The sequence below is a fragment of the Halolactibacillus sp. JCM 19043 genome (assembly GCF_001310395.1).
GTDB lineage: Bacteria > Bacillota > Bacilli > Bacillales > Amphibacillaceae > Halolactibacillus > Halolactibacillus miurensis.
In genome coordinates, this window is record NZ_BAXD01000009.1 from 52,661 (window position 1) to 70,006 (window position 17,346).

Consider the following 17,346-nt stretch of genomic DNA (forward strand, 5'->3'; position numbering starts at 1 on the left):
AAGCTGAAGGGGAGAGACACAAATGACAGCAAAGAAAGCTACCGTATGTCATTCGGAATATGACAGGTTAACCCGCGTCATCGTGGCGGAACCTACTTATATGGCAATCACAGAAGTGATTAACGAAACACAAAAACATTTTTTATCAGACAATATAGATACAAAAGTCGCCACAGATCAACATCAAGCGTTTGTGAGTGTATTAAAAAGAGAAGGGATTGAAGTGGATCACCTTCCGGTGAAAGACCATCTAAATGAACAGGTGTTTACCCGAGATATCGGGTTTACGTTAGGTCAAACCTTGTTTATTGCTAATATGGCGAGTGATATTCGTAAACAAGAGACGGATATACTCACAGATGTATTAAACAAAGATGACACACCGTTTCACCCATTAACCGGCCCATCGATTGAAGGTGGCGATGTCTTAATAGATGGGAAAAACATTTATATTGGCGTCAGTGAACGAACGACTCATGATGCGATTGATATACTTAAACAACAGTTACCGGACTATGATATTTATCCACTATCATTAGCGGGGGATATTTTACATTTAGATTGCACCTTTAATATTGTTAGCGGAACGGATGCGCTTATTTATCGCCAAGGTCTAACAGAAGAAGCTGTTTCACTATTAGAAAAACGTTACAACTTAATCGACGTCTCAGCTGATGAGCAGTTTACGCTTGGTACGAATGTCTTATCGGTTGGTCATAAAAAAGTGATTAGTTTACCTAATAATGAAGCGGTGAATAAACAACTAGCTGACAGAGGCTATCACGTCATTGAAGTGGCCTTTGATGAGATTATTAAATCTGGTGGGTCTTTTAGATGTTGTACTTTACCTGTTGTAAGAGTGAAGGATTAAATGAATGTATTTCAATTATATAAATCAAGACAAATGAAAAATGCCTGTCCCCTTTACATGTTGAGTCATGTAAGGAGACAGGTTTTTTAGTCATTATAATCGTTCTTTTTGGTCAAATAACTTGAAGCTCAGTAAAAGGAGGGCAATACTTGTAGCCAGCAGCAATCCAATATTTAATAAGAGATTGGTTGATACGGCTCCCGTTTGTAGCATCTTTACAATCAGCGAGGATAAATTGTTATAAAACCAAGGGATTTTATGATGGAAGATCCCATTAATAATCGATCCTGCTGCTAGTGTAAGAATCGTGGCACCGACAATCATATACTGTTGGCGAATCACAGCTGCATACGTGAGTGTTAGGCTAATGACAAAGATGAACCAACAGCTATAAAAAATTATCGCTAGCATCATATAGATAACAGATAAAGAGCCAAACAAAATGCTGACGTAATACCAACTAAATAATAAGCTGATGATCAGTGCACCGGTAAACACAACCATTTTAGCCAGGGCCTTACTACCAATATAATGTGAAGCATTGATTGGCTTCACTAATAATAGTTCACTGACGCCTGTTTGACGTTCTTGGCTGATCGATGAAGCGGTTAGTAAAATCGTAATGAGTACACCAAACATACTCAGTTCAGATAAGCTGAGGCCAAACGCTTCACTGGCTGGAACAGCAGGTATTTCGAAAGCCATACCTTCAGGCATTCCACCAACATTTTCTAAAATGACAGGTAAGAAGTAAGTGGTGATAGGTCCATGATCGCTAAGAGAATAAAGACAATAGGAACCAGATGAGACTATTATTACGTTTATGCATGAGTAACTCTTTTTTAATCATGGTCAGAAGAAGCTTCAAATCCAATCACCTCCAAAAACATTTCTTCAAGTGTTGTTTTGTCGATAGAAAAATGAGTCAACTCAAGATGTTTATCTATAATCAGCGACAATAAAGACGCACGTGTTGCGTCCATATCTGTCGTTTCAAGATAAATATGTTGCCCTTCTTGTCGCGTTTGTTTGACATAAGGTAAAGTTTCAAGTGTTTGAATGAAGTGATCCGGTTGTTCGCCCACGGCAAGTTTAATCACTTGTTTTTGATATTTCTTCTCTAAGTCATGAACATGCCCTTGTTCAACGACACGCCCTTTATTCATCACGACTAAATAATCACTGATCTCTTCCGCATCCGATAAAATATGCGTGGAAAACAGAATGGTTGTTTCATTTTTTAACGTTTTTAACAAGTTTAAGACGTCGCGTCTTCCAACAGGGTCAAGTGATGAGACAGGTTCATCAAGAATCAATAATTTTGGTTGATGGATCATCGCTTGAGCAATGCCAAGGCGTTGTTTCATCCCGCCAGAATAACCACTGATTCGTTTATGTTTTGCTTCGTCAAGGCCTGTTCTTGTTAATAATAGCTCGGCGCGCTCTTTGGCCTCCGCTTTTGACATACCACTCAGTTCACCCATTAAAATAAGGAACTCAAACCCTGTCATCCAACCGTGAAACTGAGGGTATTGTGGTAAATAACCAATATAATGACGGTGATCCATACTCGGTGCGACTTGATCAAATTGAATGGAACCTGATGTTGGTTTAATCAGTCCTGCCAGCATGCGGAAGGTCGTTGTTTTACCCGCGCCATTAGGACCGAGTAAAGCAATCGTTTGGCCTTCCTCTAGTTGAAGGTCAATGGATGAAACGGCGACAGTGTTCTGAAATTTTTTCTGGAGTGCTTTGATATGAATCATTGGTTAATCTTGTCTCCTTCCGAAGATAAAAAATAAAATTGGACCAATCGTAGTGATAATTAAAATAACAAACAACCAGAGCCATCTATTACCGTTTAAGCGCATGTCTTGGTCGGCTTTATACCAACTCATCACCGCAACAATAGTTAAAATAAACTGTAACACAATAAGGGGCAACAGTAATAATACGATATTAACAGGTAAATCATTCATGAGAATCCTCCTCTTGTTCATGGCGATAGAGTACATAAGAATAGATGGTTGGAATGAGTCCAGCTAATATTGCTGGGATCACAATCACATAAATCATTAAATCAACAGGTAAGAAGGGAATAAGGAAAAATAACACACCACAGACCATAAATAATTTTGAACCTAATCGGTGTGTTTTTCGCCAGACAGTTTCACTGGAAAGTGTCCAAGGCGTACGAATGCCCATAAACCAGTTGGCTTTAACGGTCTGCATATAGTTACCGATAATGATAAATAAAATACCGATCAGGATGGGAATGACTATTTCAATGTTTAAGTCATAACCGAGACTTTGAAAAATAACAAAAGCATTCACAAAGACTAACAGACCGAGGGTAGCATAAATAATAATCCAATAAGCTTTTGATGTGTATAAATAGCCTTTGCGTTTTGGATCTAACTTCGGACTGAGGACAAGAATCGGGTAAATCACAAGTAAAATCCCAACATTCATCAACATCCCTAATAGTTTTGGTGCGGTCCAGTTAACGCTGCCATCAGGTCCCCACTGCATCGGAATCTCATCAGGTAAACGCGGAAAAGCAATGATCCACATGATGAGGGTGGCGCTTAATAAAAAAATAAAGGGTAAGTGTTTACGCATCTGTATCATCTCCTTTTGTAAAAGACATCGCCCAACTGATTAATTCTTGAAAGACGGTCGTGTTTAAATGGTAGTAAATATATTGGCCTTGTTTCTCATCTTCAATTAAGTTAGCAGCTTTTAAAATTTTTAAGTGTTGTGAAATGCTCGGTTTTGACATCTCAAATTGATCGGCAATCTCCCCAGCCGTAAGGTCTTTCGCCTTTAATAAATCAAGGATTTTCCTCCGTGTTGGGTCGGCGAGGGCTTTAAATGCCTCTTTCATGATGTGGCCTCCTTAATTAAGTATTTAAGTAATTAACTAAATAATAAAATATAAATGGTTGAAAGTCAATATATAATAGAGCATCATAAAAAAAGTGATAAAATAATGTCCTGGGAAATAATTTTACCTTGTCAAAAGATAATAAAGTTTGTATAATACGTAATAGACAGATTAAGGGGCATTAGCTCAGCTGGGAGAGCGCTTGTCTGGCAGACAAGAGGTCAGCGGTTCGATCCCGCTATGCTCCACTTATTCTCATTTGTTTTTCTTTAGTATATTTCTTTTTGGCTATAAATAGAACAGTTCAATAAGGCAGTGACTGCCATCATTTAATAATCAATAAAAAAGCATGCTTATCGCTAAAAGCATGCTTTTTTATGTGCTTAATCTATTCATTTAGCCTACAACATAGGTGTTGGTTGGGCTACCGTTTCTTTTTCAGATTGATCAAGAGGTGATTCAAGTAGTCTAAGGTAATTTTCTGTTACAACCGATGTATCTGTCAAGAGATCCACGACATGTTGTTTGTAACGCGTGAAAATCGTCAGGCTATACATAATCCAAAGCACTTTTTGTAAGTAACGGCCAAATCCTTCGCGTACAAGGACGGTTGTCCAACTTAATGTTTCTTCATTAATGGCAATCACGCGAATACCGAAAATCATTTTACCGAGCGTTTGTCCATTGGTGAATTTAGTCATACAAATGAAGTAGAGTAAGTAAATAAAGAGTGACAGAACGGTTTTTAATAGACTCTCATTCAAATAGAATAACAATAACCGAGACAGTGATTGAATCATGATCATGTCTACAGTAAAGGCGAACAACCGAATGAAAAATCCAGCATAAAAGTAATCGGGATAATCATTAAATCGTCTAATCATATTACAGCCCCCTGTAGAGATACTTAAAGGTTGGAGCTTCTTCTGTCTGTCCAATGGAATCTAGTGGTGTTGATTCCGCTTGTGGTAAAAGATTTTTCATTGATAAGAAAAACTGATCGAACATATTTAAAGATGTTCCATCATATTGAAAGACTTCAGCGCCAGACAATTCAAAGTCACTTTCAAGTGTCGCTAAAGCGTCATCGAAGTAACCGAGTTCATCAATGAGTCCAAGTGTTTTAGCCTGTGCCCCGCTATAAATCCGTCCGTCAGCTAAGTCGAGCACGCGCTCGCGTGACATATTGCGCCCGTCTATAATTTCACTAACAAAGCGCTCATACATTCCGTCAACAATCTCTTGTAAGACAGCAATTTCTTCGTCTGTATTCGGACGGGTGGCAGATCCTAAGTCTTTTAAATCACCACTTTTAATGGTCGTATCTTCAATGCCGAGTTTATCAAGTAAACCAGAAACATTAAAACCTTGCATAATAACACCGATTGAACCGGTTAAGGTCTCTTGTGTTGCGAAGATTTTTTCTGATTGCGCCGATATGTAATAACCACCACTTGCGGCCATACTTTCCATGACGGTATAGACTGGAATGTCACGGGCCTCTTTTACTTCTTTAATTTTATCGGTCAGTTCTGCGCTTTCATACACACCCCCACCAGGTGTATTGACACGTAGTAGTATAGCCTTCACGGTCTCATCGGTTTTAATTTGTTCAAGTTGATCAAGGATCAAGGCATGATTATAGCCCCCTTGTGCAAACGGTGAGACTTGTTGATTAATCATTTCACCTTGAACGTCAATTAAAGCAATCCGATTAAAAGCATCGCCATCTCTGATAACTGTTTCTGCTTGAGCATCGTCGATCAGTGCGGTGAAGAAATCTGTCGCTTTATCCTCATCTTCCTCATCAGCCATAAAAACAGAAGCAACAGCGGGTAAAATAAGTGAAACAATCAATACAATGATTGATAATCCAATCGCCACCCAACGTTTATTCGTCATATAAATCCTCCTTTTTCGTTTTCTCACATAGATAAGTATAACAAAAACTTACAATCTGTGTAAACTTTTCTTAAAGTTATCTTCAGTCATATAAGTCATTGTCATCGTTCAACTTATGATATAATCAGACATTGAATGATTGGTGCGCCTTTGTTTTAAAAAAGACACGGAGTAATAAGAGAAACGTATGACGAGATACGCTACATAAAGAGGAGGACTTAAGGGATGCTAAGACGATTTTTTAGTTATTATAAACCGTATAAAGGTTTATTTATGCTGGATTTTACAGCCGCTGTGTTGGTGGGGTTACTTGAACTCGCCTTTCCACTTGCGGTGAATTATATTATCGATGAACTACTGCCGAGCGAAGATTTTACGATTATCATGCTAGCAGCTTTTGTGTTACTAATGATTTATTTATTAAACACGTTGCTACATTTTGTCGTGACATACTGGGGGCATATGTTAGGCATTAATATCGAGACAACGATGCGACGAAAATTATTTGAGCATCTTCAGTCGTTATCGTTTGGGTACTTTGATAATGCGAAAACAGGGCACTCTATTTCGCGGTTAACGAAAGATCTAGAGGAGATTGGCGAAGTCGCTCACCACGGTCCGGAAGATGTGTTTGTCGCTGTGATGACGTTAATTGGCTCGTTATGGATCATGTTAACGATCGATGTAGAATTAGCTTTGATTATTTTTACTGTTGTGCCATTGATCGTTGTTTTTGCGATTCACTTCAACAAAAAGATGACTAAAACATTTCGCCGCATGTTTCAAGACGTTGCCAATATCAACGCTAGAGTAGAAGACAGTATTGGTGGGATCCGTGTCGTAAAGGCGTTTGCTAATGAATCATATGAATCGGATAAATTCCAAGAAAATAATTTGGATTACCGGGCAACGAAGTTATCATCCTATAAAATTATGGCACAAAATGTGACGGTTAACTATTTACTGATGCGACTCATTACGTTGTCGACGTTAATGTTCGGGTCTTATTTTGTGATTGATACGTCTTTATCGCACGGAGAATTTGTGGCGTTCATCTTACTGACCAATATCTTAATTGGTCCGATTCAAAAGATTAATGCGGTGATTGAAAGCTATCCGAAAGGATTTGCCGGATTCAAACGTTATACCGATGTCCTTGATACGGAGCCAACGATAAAAGACCGCGCGGGGGCACGTGAGGCATACGTCGCAGGCGATATTGTATATCACGACGTGAGCTTCGGTTATACAAAAGACCAAGACGTGCTCGCAGGGATTAATTTAACGATTAAACAAGGAGAAACCGTTGCCTTCGTTGGTCCCACAGGTGCAGGGAAGACAACGTTATGTAACTTACTGCCCCGGTTTTATGAAGTGACTAATGGATCGATTACCGTTGGTGGCGTTGATATTCGTGATGTGAAACAACGTTATTTACGTGAAAGTATCGGCGTTGTTCAACAAGATGTCTTTTTATTCTCGGGTACCGTTAGAGAAAATATCGCCTATGGTAAGCTTGACGCGACAGATGAGGAAATACTAGCAGCCGCCAAACAAGCACGGCTCGATACATTTGTCTTAAACCAACCCCGAGGCTAGATACCGTAATTGGCGAACGCGGGGTGAAGCTATCGGGTGGACAAAAACAACGCTTATCAATCGCGCGGATGTTTCTAAAAAATCCGGCGATTCTAATACTTGATGAAGCAACGTCAGCACTCGATACTGAAACGGAAATGAAAATTCAAGAAGCTCTTAACCGGTTATCAAAAGGACGGACAACGCTCGTGATTGCTCACCGTCTAGCAACAATTAAGGATGCGGATAAAATTGTTGTTGTCACAGAAGAAGGAATCAAAGAAACTGGTTCACATGAGGAATTATTAGCTAAAAAAGGCGCGTACAGTGAGTTGTATGCGGCGCAATTTGGTTTATCGAATGACTAGGTAAATGAAAGATAGAATGAACAACGACCAACCGTCATGATGCGGCTGGTCGTTGTTTTCGTTCTATAGGATAACTGTCTTTTGACGTCATGACGTTTGCTACCCGATATTACCTGGTTAAGGACGCAATCAATCGTGGAATCTTGTCTCGATCCTTTTGTTCAGGGTAGAGTTCAACTTTTAAGGTCACGCGTAAATCAGTCTGTTGCTGCATTGGTTCAACGAAACGATCAACAGCGCCGCAAAAGTAGGGATAGAAGCGATCGCCTGTTCCAACGATCGCACTTCTTACGTATCTTAAGTTAGTTTGAGAAAGATACTCATACAGCGGCATCATTTCTCTAGGAATATCACCATTTCCAAACGTATACGTTCCTACAATGATGTAGTCATAGTGTTGTAACGTCTCAAAATCTAAATCACGTACGTGAGTAAGCTGTGGCGTAATGTCAGATTGATTTAAAGCATTATAAATCATCTCCATCACCGCTTTTGTGTTGCCGGTGATGGAGGTATAAATAAGACAAGCGTGCATTCATGTCACCTACAATTCGTCGAATCCGTTAGATGAGGACACTTTTGTGTACGTGCGTGACTTTTGTTCAAAGAAGTCAGACTTCGTTTCATTCATCATCTCATCGCTAAACACATGAATCCATGGCATCGGGTTGTCACGTTCGGGATAACCATTGTCTAAACCAAGTTGTCTGAAGCGTTTATTCGCTAAATATTCAAGATAAAGATGGAATTCGTCAAGATCAATCCCTTCAATATCTTTTAAAATGACTGACGCCCATTCTTTCTCAAGTTCTACGGCTTGTTTAATCGTGTCATAGATAAATTGAATGTTGGCTCCTGTGTTTAACTCAGGTTGTTCTGATAGTAAGATTCTTACAAACTGAGAAATGAAATAGGCGTGCTGCATCTCATCGCGCTGAATGTAAGAAATCATCGTACTTGTTTTCAGCATCTTTTGGTGCGTGGCCAAATGATAAAAGAACGCAAAACCGCTGTAAAAGTAAATACCTTCTAAATTAATCGAACTGATCGCTAATTTAAATAAATTGAGTGGTGTCGGATCATCTTTGAATTGTTGGTAATAATCTAAGATGAACTGATTGCGCTTATTCACGATGGGATCACTCTTCGCTTCATTAAATCGTACATTTTGTTCATCTGTTGGGATGAGTGAACTTAAGATGTAAGAATACGATTCATTATGCACCGCTTCTTGCTGACTAATCACCGCAAAAATCGCTTTAAAACTTGAGTCGGTGACATAGTTCATCACTTCTGACATCGTCGGCGTTTGTAAACTATCTAAGGCAGCGAGCTGTGTATTAATACGTAAGAAGACGTCTTTTTCTACGTCAGATAACTTATCCCATGCCTTAACATCATCTTGCATATTAATCTCATGCGCTTTCCAAAAGTTTGATAACAATGTTTGATATAAGTCGTACATTTGTGGGTAGCGTAAGTCATTCCAATTAAGAATGCCAGACGATTGACCGTTAATAATCCCAGTTGATTTATTTGGGTGACTTGGATTCAGTAACGGTATCTTTTTTAATGGTTGTTCTAACATAGATTTTCCTCCTAGCTATGGCAAGCGACACATTCATTAATTTCTGCTTGTGACGTTGATCGTACGTAATACGTTGTTTTTAATTTGTTATGGTAGCTTGCTAAGTGTAAGTCAAGTAATTCTTTTGCTTTAATATCATGACGAACATAGAGATTAAAACTAATCGCTTGATCGATATGACGTTGCCTTTTAGCATTTTGTTCAATACTCTTTATTTGATCAAGCTCATGTCGTGCTTTTAAATAATACGGATATGTCTTAGGTGTTAAATCTGGGACAGTGACTTTAAATTTAAAATTTTTCTTTTCTTCTGCGTACATGAGCGCATAGATCGGATCAATCCCATCGTGGATCCACCAATTTTGGCTGTTGAACTGTTAGGAGCAACCGCCATCAAATAACCATTTCTCAAACCATGCGTTTGGATAGCTTGCTGTAACTGATGCCAGCGGTCACTTTCGTAATGGCGGTCTTTGAAGTAACGACCATTGTCAAACTCAGAGCCTTTAAACTTATCGTAAGGTGACTTTTCTTTAGCGAGTGTCATAGATGCTTGCAAAGTTAAATAGCTAATCTCTTCATAGAGCTCATCTGCATAGTTGCTCGCTTCGTCTGATTCCCAGTAAATATTTTTTAAGGCGAGTAAATGATGCCAACCGTAAGTGCCAAGTCCAATCGCCCGGTAAGTTTGATTCGTCAAGTTAGCTTGTGCAACAGTGATGGTATTTAAGTCAATCACATTATCAAGCATCCGCACTTGAATCGGAATAAGACGCGTTAATACATCATCTGTCACGGCTCGAGCAAGGTTAATGGATGAGAGGTTACAGACAACGAATTCTCCAGGTTTTCTCACGATGACGCTATTACCTTCATCATCGATATACTCTTTCACAATCATTGTGGCCGACATGTTTTGCGTAATTTCCGTACATAAATTACTGGCAAAAATACTTGTTCGACCGCGTCCATGGACATGTTTATTCGCATTTTTACGGTTCACTTCATCACGATAAAACATATAAGGTGTGCCTGTTTCAAGTTGTGCCATCATGATTCGCGCCATAATATCCATCGCTCGGTACGTCTTACGTGATAAGAGAGGATGATTGACGGCTTCTTCATACTTTTCGGTAAAGTAACGCTTGTCTGTCTCATCATAGAAATCTTCTAAGCCGAGTGCTCGTCCCGTTTCATCTTTCCATCCCATCACTTGTTTGACTTCATGTGGACAAAACGTATGCCACTTGCCAATACTACGCCCCGCCTCATCTGTTTTTTCTAACTGTTCCATAAATAAGTCAGGAATGCTGACGCCAGTGAAAATATCATGAGCTTTCCGGCGTTCATCCCCATTATTCGTTTTTAAATCTAAAAAGCCGTTCATAATATCTTTGTGGAATACATCTAAATAGATACTCACCGCGCCTTGACGTTGTCCGAGTTGATCGACGCTGACAGCTGTATCATTTAATAATTTAATCCAAGGAATCACACCGCTAGAATGGCCTTTGAACTTTTTAATATCCGAACCAAGGGCTCTAACTTTTCCGTAATAAACACCAATGCCACCGCCGTCTTTACTAAGACGTGCCACATCCCAATTGTTCATATAAATCCCGTCCAAGGAATCGTCGACCGTATCAATAAAACAACTAGAAAGTTGCCCGTAACTTTTACCGGCATTTGATAAGGTAGGTGTTGCGACAGTCATGTAAAGGTTAGAAAGTGCCCAGTAAGCTTCTTTAACAAGTTCGAGGCGCTTAGCTTTTGGTTCATGTTGCATCAGTGTCATGGCAATCACCATGAACCGTTCTTGAGGTAATTCAAATAATTCTTTTTTATGATTTCTAGCAAGGTAGCGATCCTGCAACAGAAAGAGCCCAATATAATTAAATAATTGGTCTTTCACTGGATCGATTGACTGACTTAAATCAGCGATATCAGCTTTTGAATAATGCGTAAGTAAGGCGTCAGAATAAATGCCTTTATCTGTGAGTGTGACGATCAGCTGATAAAAGTCAGGATACGTTGTAAAATCATTATGCTGTCTGTTACGACCGGCTTCTTTGTAAAGTTGCTTGTTTAAAAAGTGACTCGCAATAAAGGACCAGTTTGGTGCATCAATATCAATACGATTGAGGGCGTAAAAGAGCGCTGTTTCATTTTCATCTTTGTTTTCTTTTATTGCCTCTTCAATTTTTTGGTTGAGTTGATCGAGATTAAGCTTGTATTGCGCTTCTAAGTATGTAAGTTCTTGTTGAAGTTTATCCATCGTAATGGTCATAGTTATCTTCCTTTCTTATTTGCTTGACGATACCAAATTGTTAGGTTTAAAGCATCATACACTATATATAGTGTATGATTTATAAAAAAAACGCTACATCTTGTATTGTATCGTTAAAAGTTATACATGTCTATAAGCACGAAGAATTATTTATACTTTTTTGTTTAGAAAATAAAGCATGTATAACTTTCTCTGTTTATCTAGTAGATATCGCGGGCAGAAAGATATACAATGATGTTAAAGAGACGTAAAACGTGTGTGTATTCAGGAATATGTGACAAAAGAACGATAAGAAGTTAGTTAAAAAGATAGAGTTTGACTGATTTCTAGTCGTGACCTTAAAAAAATCACAAGATAATTGGGCAAACTTAGCGAAAGCTAAGGACGCAAAGCTACGGGTCTAAAGTAGACATACTATTGATCGCCGGGTTGCACAGAGATAATCAGGATTATTACACATGATTATTTATAGAGAGAGGCCGGTTGAGAAAGAAAAGAGGGGCAAAGGATGACGACGTTTATATCAAAAGGCAGGACTGTGAAAGAAGCGATACATTTGGGACTTGAAGCCTTACAGTTAGACCGTACACAAGTTGAGATCGAAGTACTACAAATAGAAAAAAGAGGTCTCTTAGGTATAGGTAACAAAGATGCAACAGTCAAGCTGACGTATCAACTAGATACAACCGTAACATCACCAAATCCATCGATTAAAGGAACAATGCCGGAAACTCATACATCGATTGATGGCATGGGTCTCGATGATTTTCTTGATTATTTAAATCAAGCATCATCCATTGAAGAAGATATACACGAAAAGAATGACAAAGACGATATAAGTCAAACGATTTCAGAAGCATCAGATGCCATACATTATGAACATCACCAATCATTAAGCGGTAAGGTATGGGTAAAAGATGGTCAACTCTTCGTAAAAGATAGCGAGGAACATCAACCGTCACTAAAACTTGAAAAAGGTTTACTTGTTAAAAAGAATGGCGAAACGATTGAAGATACGTTTATTTTTGTGAAGGAAAAAGATGAGGTTACCTTCTTTTTTGAAGAGGCGTCAGAACCAACAGAATGGAAAATTGTTGAAACAGATGATAAGTTGAAAGCAGAATTACGTATTAAACCAGGGATTGAACGCCAATTGAAATTAAAAGATACAACACCGGGCTATCAGGTTACTATTGAAACGGTGGAGGATATTGTCGTAAAACAAACGATTACCTCATCGGATATTTTAGCGGCCTTAACAGAGCGAGGAGTCATATACGGTATTGATGAACAGGCGATTGAATCTGCGCTTAGTAGTAAACAAGGTGGTCTGTTTGTCATTGCTAAAGGGGAGGCGCCGGTTGACGGGATAGATGGTAGATTAGAAGAAAAGATAAAAACACGACCAGAAAATGATTCTAAAGATAATAGTGACTTATCTGCGATTGACTATCGTGAAAGAAAAAAGATACCAAACGTTGAAAAAGGACAAGTCCTTGCGATTATCCATCCGGCTATTAAGGGAAAAAGTGGCATATCAGTTAGAGGGGAAGATATGCCACCTAGACTTGCTCGTGAATTAAAAGTCGTCACGCAAAAAGGTACGATTAAGTTAGATAACAGGATTGTGGCAAATGAGAATGGCCGACCGTTTATTGAAAGGCGGGGACCACTTGTTAAAACGAAAGTGTTGCCACAGATGGTACATGACGGGGATGTTGATTTAAGTTCTGGTAACATTATCTTCCGTGGTGACGTTGAAGTAAAAGGAGATGTGACCGAAGGGATGCAAATCCAATCAGGTGGGCATGTGACGATTCATCAGACAGTCAATGGGGCAACCATTCGTGCTCTGCAGTCCATTCACATAGGTGGGAATGCGAATCGGTCAGATATTGCCTCTGGGAGTCATGTCGACCTCACGTTACAGCACGTATTAAGTGGCTTATATCATAAATTATTGGATATGCAACAAATGATCGATCAAATTATTCAATCACCTAAGTTTAAAAATAGCCCATATAAACATGCGAGTATCACTTCCTTAATCTTGTTAGTCAAAGAGAAGCGGTTTAAAACATTGTCGAAAGACATTCAATACTTTAATCAATTAGTCGCCAATGAAAAGAAATATCTAATAGAAGAAGAATGGGAAGAAGTGAATGAATCACTTAAAAAAATCTTTTTCCGTATTCCCCAGATTGATGTATCGATGGATACGTTTAAACGTTTGCTTGATCAGATGAAAAACCTCATCGATTTAAGTGCGATGCAAAACAATGAAGAAGCGAATCTATTCCTTAAAAATGCCTTGAATAGTCGATTGGTTTCTGCTGGTGATATTATGGTGCTCGGTCGGTCTTGCATCAACTCAACGATAAAAGCCGAAGGGTTTGTCACTGTTAGAGGTATTGTGCGAGGCGGCGAACTATTTGCGAAGAAAGGTTGCGACTTATACGAGGTCGGTGGTCAGATGGGAGTCAGGACATTAATTAAAACATCGGAAGAAGGTAAAATTCGGATTAAAAAAAGTGTTTGAAGGAACGGTCATTAAAGTAGGGGGATGGACCCATACATTTGAAGAAGATCAAGAATTTATAGAAGCTTCTTTAAATAAAGAAGGGAAGTTTCATTTAACTCATCATTAAAACAACCGATATAATATAGAGATAAGAAAATGTGAGAATTTCCACAAGGGAAAGCAGGTTATATGATGCGTTACAAAAGAAAAGAACCATTTAGATATTTATTTAATGAACCGATAGATGGAAAGTTTGTGATAATTTTAAACCATGAAGATGAAGACAAAGTTACTCGGACAGACCCAGGTAGGTTAAAGATTATTGATCTTAGTCCTAAAGGGATGCAATTTAGAACAAAGCTAGATATCCCGACATCAAACAAGGAGTTTTATATAGAAGTCACGTTTGAATTAGATGGTGAAACGATTGAGATGCTAGGTCAAATTGCTTGGAAGAAAAATGAGTCAGATGGTGTTCGTTATGGACTTGAAGGCATTGAGGACCCGAAGCGTGAACAACAAATTATTGAAGGAGTCAAATCCCTCAGTAAAAAAGCCCATGCTAAGGCAAACATTTTAGAAAAAACAGAAGAGTTAAAGCAACCTGAATGGAAGGAAAAAGAAGAATAAAGACCACCAAATAAAGAAACGAATCAAGACCCGACACCTATAAATGAAACTACTTTAAAAGAGAGGCATTCATTTAGCGACATGTAAGGGTTATACTGACAAAGTAACATTTTAAACTATCACTAACAAAAAACTAGGTTAATAAAACTAGTTTTTTTCTTTATGTATGGTAATTATGTGCGTTTTTAAAAAACTATCCATCTATTGGCTCAACATTTTTAAAAATATTAGTAAAATGCTATTAAGAGTTTTCATTCTTTGCCGATATTAATAGAAAGGTGTGGTTTGTTTACTCGATAAACTTACTTTTTAAGGAATTGTAAGCGTTTAAAAAGGAGGAAGTAGGATGAGGTTATTTAAAAAGAAGAAACCGAAAGAGCTTAACAAAGAAAAAGAGAACAAGGTGAAAAAAGAAAAAACGACCGAAAGCAAAGAAACAAAATAAAAAGACATCAGATAAAATTAAGCGAACACATAAACCAAAGAATAAGAAAGTAAGTTTACATAATGTGTCAATTGGTTGGAAGTACGGTTTTGTTATCATTTTTATTTTTGTTTTATTATCTATTTCAACAGCCCTTGTGACACAGGCTATTATGGAACTTGGCCAAGATTTAAATGAAGTGGAAGACCAGGGGAACCGAGCGGTACTCACAACGGAATTAAGTGAATTGGTTCAATCAAAAGGTTTGTCGGCGATGAATTACTTACAGTTTGGTAATGAGACGCATTTAACCGATTATGAAACTAAAAAAGCGCGCGTAGATGAACTGTTGGAATATCTAGAAGGCACCATTACTACTGAAAATCAGCAGTCATTGTATAATGAAGTCACAAAAAATAATGATATTTTAGATGAAACTTTTTATGGCGATGTTGTTGAAAATGTAGGAGCAACAGAAGATATAAGACGTCTATACAGCAACCGCTTTAGCAGCGCAACGAATACGACATCACTGTACTTACAATATTTAAAAGACCTCATTATTGAAGACCGTGATCAAACAGTTAAAGAAGCGGATAACTCACAACAAGCATCACTCATCTTGCTTCTAGGGTCTATGGCTGGATCATTAGTTATCGGCGTCATTTTAGTCTTACTCATTAGCCGGTATATTTCTAAACACCTTAACCGTGTAGTTAAAGCTAGCGATACCATCGCATCGGGTGATTTATCACAAGCAGCGATTCATTATCAAGGGCGAGATGAAATTGGTCGCTTGAGTGCGTCTATCAATGATATGCAGAAACAACTTTTAACGATGATTAATAAAATAGATGAAACATCCGTTGAAGTAAAAGATAGCAGTATTCATTTAAATCAATCTGCTCAAGATGTAAAGGTTGGCACTGAACAGATTGCGATAACAATGGAAGAGTTAGCAACAGGCACTGAATCACAAGCCACTTATGCAGGTGACTTAGCTGAGACAATGAAAGCTTTTAGTGACAGAATTACCTCTATCAGTAAAAGTAGTGAGACGATCAATCAATCATCAAGTGTTGTGTTAGAAGAAACTCAATCTGGTAATATGTTTATGCAAAAGTCTATTAAGCAGATGACCACCATTGATTCGATAGTGAAAGAAGCGGTAACAAAGGTAAAAGGCCTAGATAAACAATCGAAAGAAATCTCGAAATTAGTAAGTGTCATTAAGGATATTGCGGATCAAACGAATCTGCTTGCACTTAATGCAGCGATTGAAGCGGCACGTGCCGGGGAACACGGGAAAGGTTTTGCGGTTGTAGCTGATGAAGTAAGAAAATTAGCTGAACAAGTCAATCATTCGATTGGCGATATTACCTCTATCGTTCAAACGATTCAAACAGAATCAAAAACCGTCTCAGAAGCTCTGTCTCATGGGAATGAAGAAGTTGAACAAGGAAAAATCGATATAACAAAAACTGGCGAACGCTTTAAATCCATTGAACAAGCGATTGATGAGATGACGTCGCACGTTAAAACAGTGATGTCTGGTTTACAAGTTCTTGCTGAAGAGTCTGAACAAGTCAACGGCTCTGTACAAGAGATTGCCTCTATTTCACAACAATCCGCAGCTGGTGTGGAAGAAACATCTGCTTCAGCAGAAGAAGCCTCCTCTTCTATGGAAGCTGTAGCAGAAGGGGCCACGTCTTTACGTGAATCTGCTGAAGCATTAAATGAAATGATTCGACAATTTAAGACGAAGTAAGTCAACGTGTAAAGCCATAAGCCACTATAAAAAAGCCATGTTGGTGATAAAAACACCGCTAAATCAAGGTGTATGCTTGATTTAGCGGTGTTTTAACGTTTGATTATATTTGAGATTTATGCACGATAAAAAGCAAGCTCCTCTTCAATAGCTGCTCGGATATTAATTAAAGCGTCATCAACATCTTTACCTTTAATTCTTTTACCATTGACCATCGCAAAGGGTCGTAAACGGCATAATCCGCAAAAAGATAAACAACTGCTGGTGATGACGGAAACTTCAGGATATTCATTTTCTAGAAGACCTTCGGTTTCAATCGTACTTAGTAAATTGCTTTCGCATATTTCCACAATGATGATACCGATAGTACCCACACCCCTATTATTATGCTATACTAAAATATATATTATAAACGAACGATTAAAAACTGTCATATAATCTGCTCATCACGATGTGGTATAATGACATAACAAACTTTAATGGATAAAAATTAAAAAAATAAAAGTTTGTTATTTACTTCAC

The 17,346-nt window shown here is 38.3% G+C and carries 14 protein-coding genes, 1 tRNA gene, 2 pseudogenes and 1 riboswitch; of the genes and pseudogenes, 6 read left to right on the top strand and 11 right to left on the bottom strand.

Going from position 1 to position 17,346, the window contains the following annotated elements; genetic code table 11:
- Window positions 1-22 precede the first annotated feature (22 nt).
- Window positions 23-871, top strand: coding sequence for a dimethylarginine dimethylaminohydrolase family protein (locus JCM19043_RS06695; RefSeq protein WP_062321112.1), 849 nt, complete (start codon window positions 23-25; stop codon window positions 869-871).
- A 93-nt stretch (window positions 872-964) separates the two neighbouring features.
- Here the strand turns inward: JCM19043_RS06695 and JCM19043_RS06700 are convergent, their stop codons facing one another.
- The 5 genes from JCM19043_RS06700 to JCM19043_RS06720 form a co-directional block, all read right to left on the bottom strand.
- On the bottom strand, window positions 965-1,576 hold the full coding sequence (locus tag JCM19043_RS06700; RefSeq protein WP_156321354.1) for an ABC transporter permease: 612 nt from the start codon (window positions 1,574-1,576) through the stop codon (window positions 965-967).
- Window positions 1,577-1,713: 137 nt separating this feature from the next.
- Complete coding sequence (locus tag JCM19043_RS06705) at window positions 1,714-2,637, bottom strand: ABC transporter ATP-binding protein (RefSeq protein ID WP_062321116.1); 924 nt, start codon at window positions 2,635-2,637, stop codon at window positions 1,714-1,716.
- A 3-nt stretch (window positions 2,638-2,640) separates the two neighbouring features.
- Window positions 2,641-2,850 carry a PLD nuclease N-terminal domain-containing protein gene (locus JCM19043_RS06710; protein WP_231631428.1) on the bottom strand — a complete coding sequence of 70 codons (210 nt, stop codon included), beginning with the start codon at window positions 2,848-2,850 and terminating at the stop codon, window positions 2,641-2,643.
- Window positions 2,843-3,493 (bottom strand): SdpI family protein, encoded by a 651-nt coding sequence (locus JCM19043_RS06715; protein ID WP_062321120.1) that lies wholly within the window; start codon window positions 3,491-3,493, stop codon window positions 2,843-2,845. Before JCM19043_RS06715 ends, JCM19043_RS06710 begins: the two co-directional genes overlap by 8 nt.
- On the bottom strand, window positions 3,486-3,758 hold the full coding sequence (locus JCM19043_RS06720) for an autorepressor SdpR family transcription factor (protein ID WP_062321123.1): 273 nt from the start codon (window positions 3,756-3,758) through the stop codon (window positions 3,486-3,488). The genes JCM19043_RS06715 and JCM19043_RS06720 overlap by 8 nt, the downstream gene beginning before the upstream one ends.
- A 175-nt stretch (window positions 3,759-3,933) precedes the next feature.
- Here JCM19043_RS06720 and JCM19043_RS06725 point away from each other — a divergent pair.
- Window positions 3,934-4,006 (top strand) — tRNA-Ala (locus tag JCM19043_RS06725).
- A 153-nt stretch (window positions 4,007-4,159) separates the two neighbouring features.
- Here the strand turns inward: JCM19043_RS06725 and JCM19043_RS06730 are convergent.
- Both JCM19043_RS06730 and sppA read right to left on the bottom strand, forming a co-directional pair.
- Window positions 4,160-4,642: an RDD family protein gene (locus JCM19043_RS06730; RefSeq protein ID WP_062321125.1), complete on the bottom strand. Its 483-nt coding sequence runs from the start codon at window positions 4,640-4,642 to the stop codon at window positions 4,160-4,162.
- Window position 4,643: 1 nt separating this feature from the next.
- On the bottom strand, window positions 4,644-5,660 hold the full coding sequence (gene sppA, locus JCM19043_RS06735; protein ID WP_062321127.1) for a signal peptide peptidase SppA: 1,017 nt from the start codon (window positions 5,658-5,660) through the stop codon (window positions 4,644-4,646).
- Between the two features lie 225 nt (window positions 5,661-5,885).
- Between sppA and JCM19043_RS06740 the strand changes: the two are divergent.
- Window positions 5,886-7,606 (top strand): annotated as a pseudogene (locus JCM19043_RS06740) (ABC transporter ATP-binding protein).
- Between the two features lie 109 nt (window positions 7,607-7,715).
- Here JCM19043_RS06740 and JCM19043_RS06745 read toward each other — a convergent pair.
- The 3 genes and pseudogenes from JCM19043_RS06745 to JCM19043_RS06755 all read right to left on the bottom strand — a co-directional run bounded on the left by JCM19043_RS06745 (window position 7,716) and on the right by JCM19043_RS06755 (window position 11,481).
- Entirely contained in the window at window positions 7,716-8,141 is a 426-nt protein-coding gene (locus JCM19043_RS06745) for a flavodoxin domain-containing protein (RefSeq protein WP_062321129.1), read from the bottom strand.
- A gap of 9 nt (window positions 8,142-8,150) precedes the next feature.
- Window positions 8,151-9,194, bottom strand: coding sequence for a ribonucleotide-diphosphate reductase subunit beta (locus JCM19043_RS06750; RefSeq protein ID WP_062321130.1), 1,044 nt, complete (start codon window positions 9,192-9,194; stop codon window positions 8,151-8,153).
- 11 nt (window positions 9,195-9,205) lie between these two features.
- Window positions 9,206-11,481: pseudogene (locus JCM19043_RS06755) on the bottom strand (ribonucleoside-diphosphate reductase subunit alpha).
- Between the two features lie 351 nt (window positions 11,482-11,832).
- A riboswitch (cyclic di-GMP riboswitch) is annotated at window positions 11,833-11,918 on the top strand.
- A gap of 71 nt (window positions 11,919-11,989) precedes the next feature.
- Here JCM19043_RS06755 and JCM19043_RS06760 point away from each other — a divergent pair.
- From JCM19043_RS06760 to JCM19043_RS06770, 3 genes are all read left to right on the top strand, one after another.
- Window positions 11,990-14,020, top strand: a complete 2,031-nt coding sequence (locus tag JCM19043_RS06760) for a FapA family protein (protein WP_062321132.1) — start codon at window positions 11,990-11,992, stop codon at window positions 14,018-14,020.
- A 174-nt stretch (window positions 14,021-14,194) separates the two neighbouring features.
- Window positions 14,195-14,632, top strand: coding sequence for a PilZ domain-containing protein (locus JCM19043_RS06765; protein WP_062321134.1), 438 nt, complete (start codon window positions 14,195-14,197; stop codon window positions 14,630-14,632).
- 509 nt (window positions 14,633-15,141) lie between these two features.
- Window positions 15,142-16,824, top strand: a complete 1,683-nt coding sequence (locus JCM19043_RS06770; RefSeq protein WP_231631429.1) for a methyl-accepting chemotaxis protein — start codon at window positions 15,142-15,144, stop codon at window positions 16,822-16,824.
- Between the two features lie 116 nt (window positions 16,825-16,940).
- Here the strand turns inward: JCM19043_RS06770 and JCM19043_RS06775 are convergent, their stop codons facing one another.
- Window positions 16,941-17,189 (bottom strand): DUF1450 domain-containing protein, encoded by a 249-nt coding sequence (locus JCM19043_RS06775; protein ID WP_062321170.1) that lies wholly within the window; start codon window positions 17,187-17,189, stop codon window positions 16,941-16,943.
- Window positions 17,190-17,346: the final 157 nt, after the last annotated feature.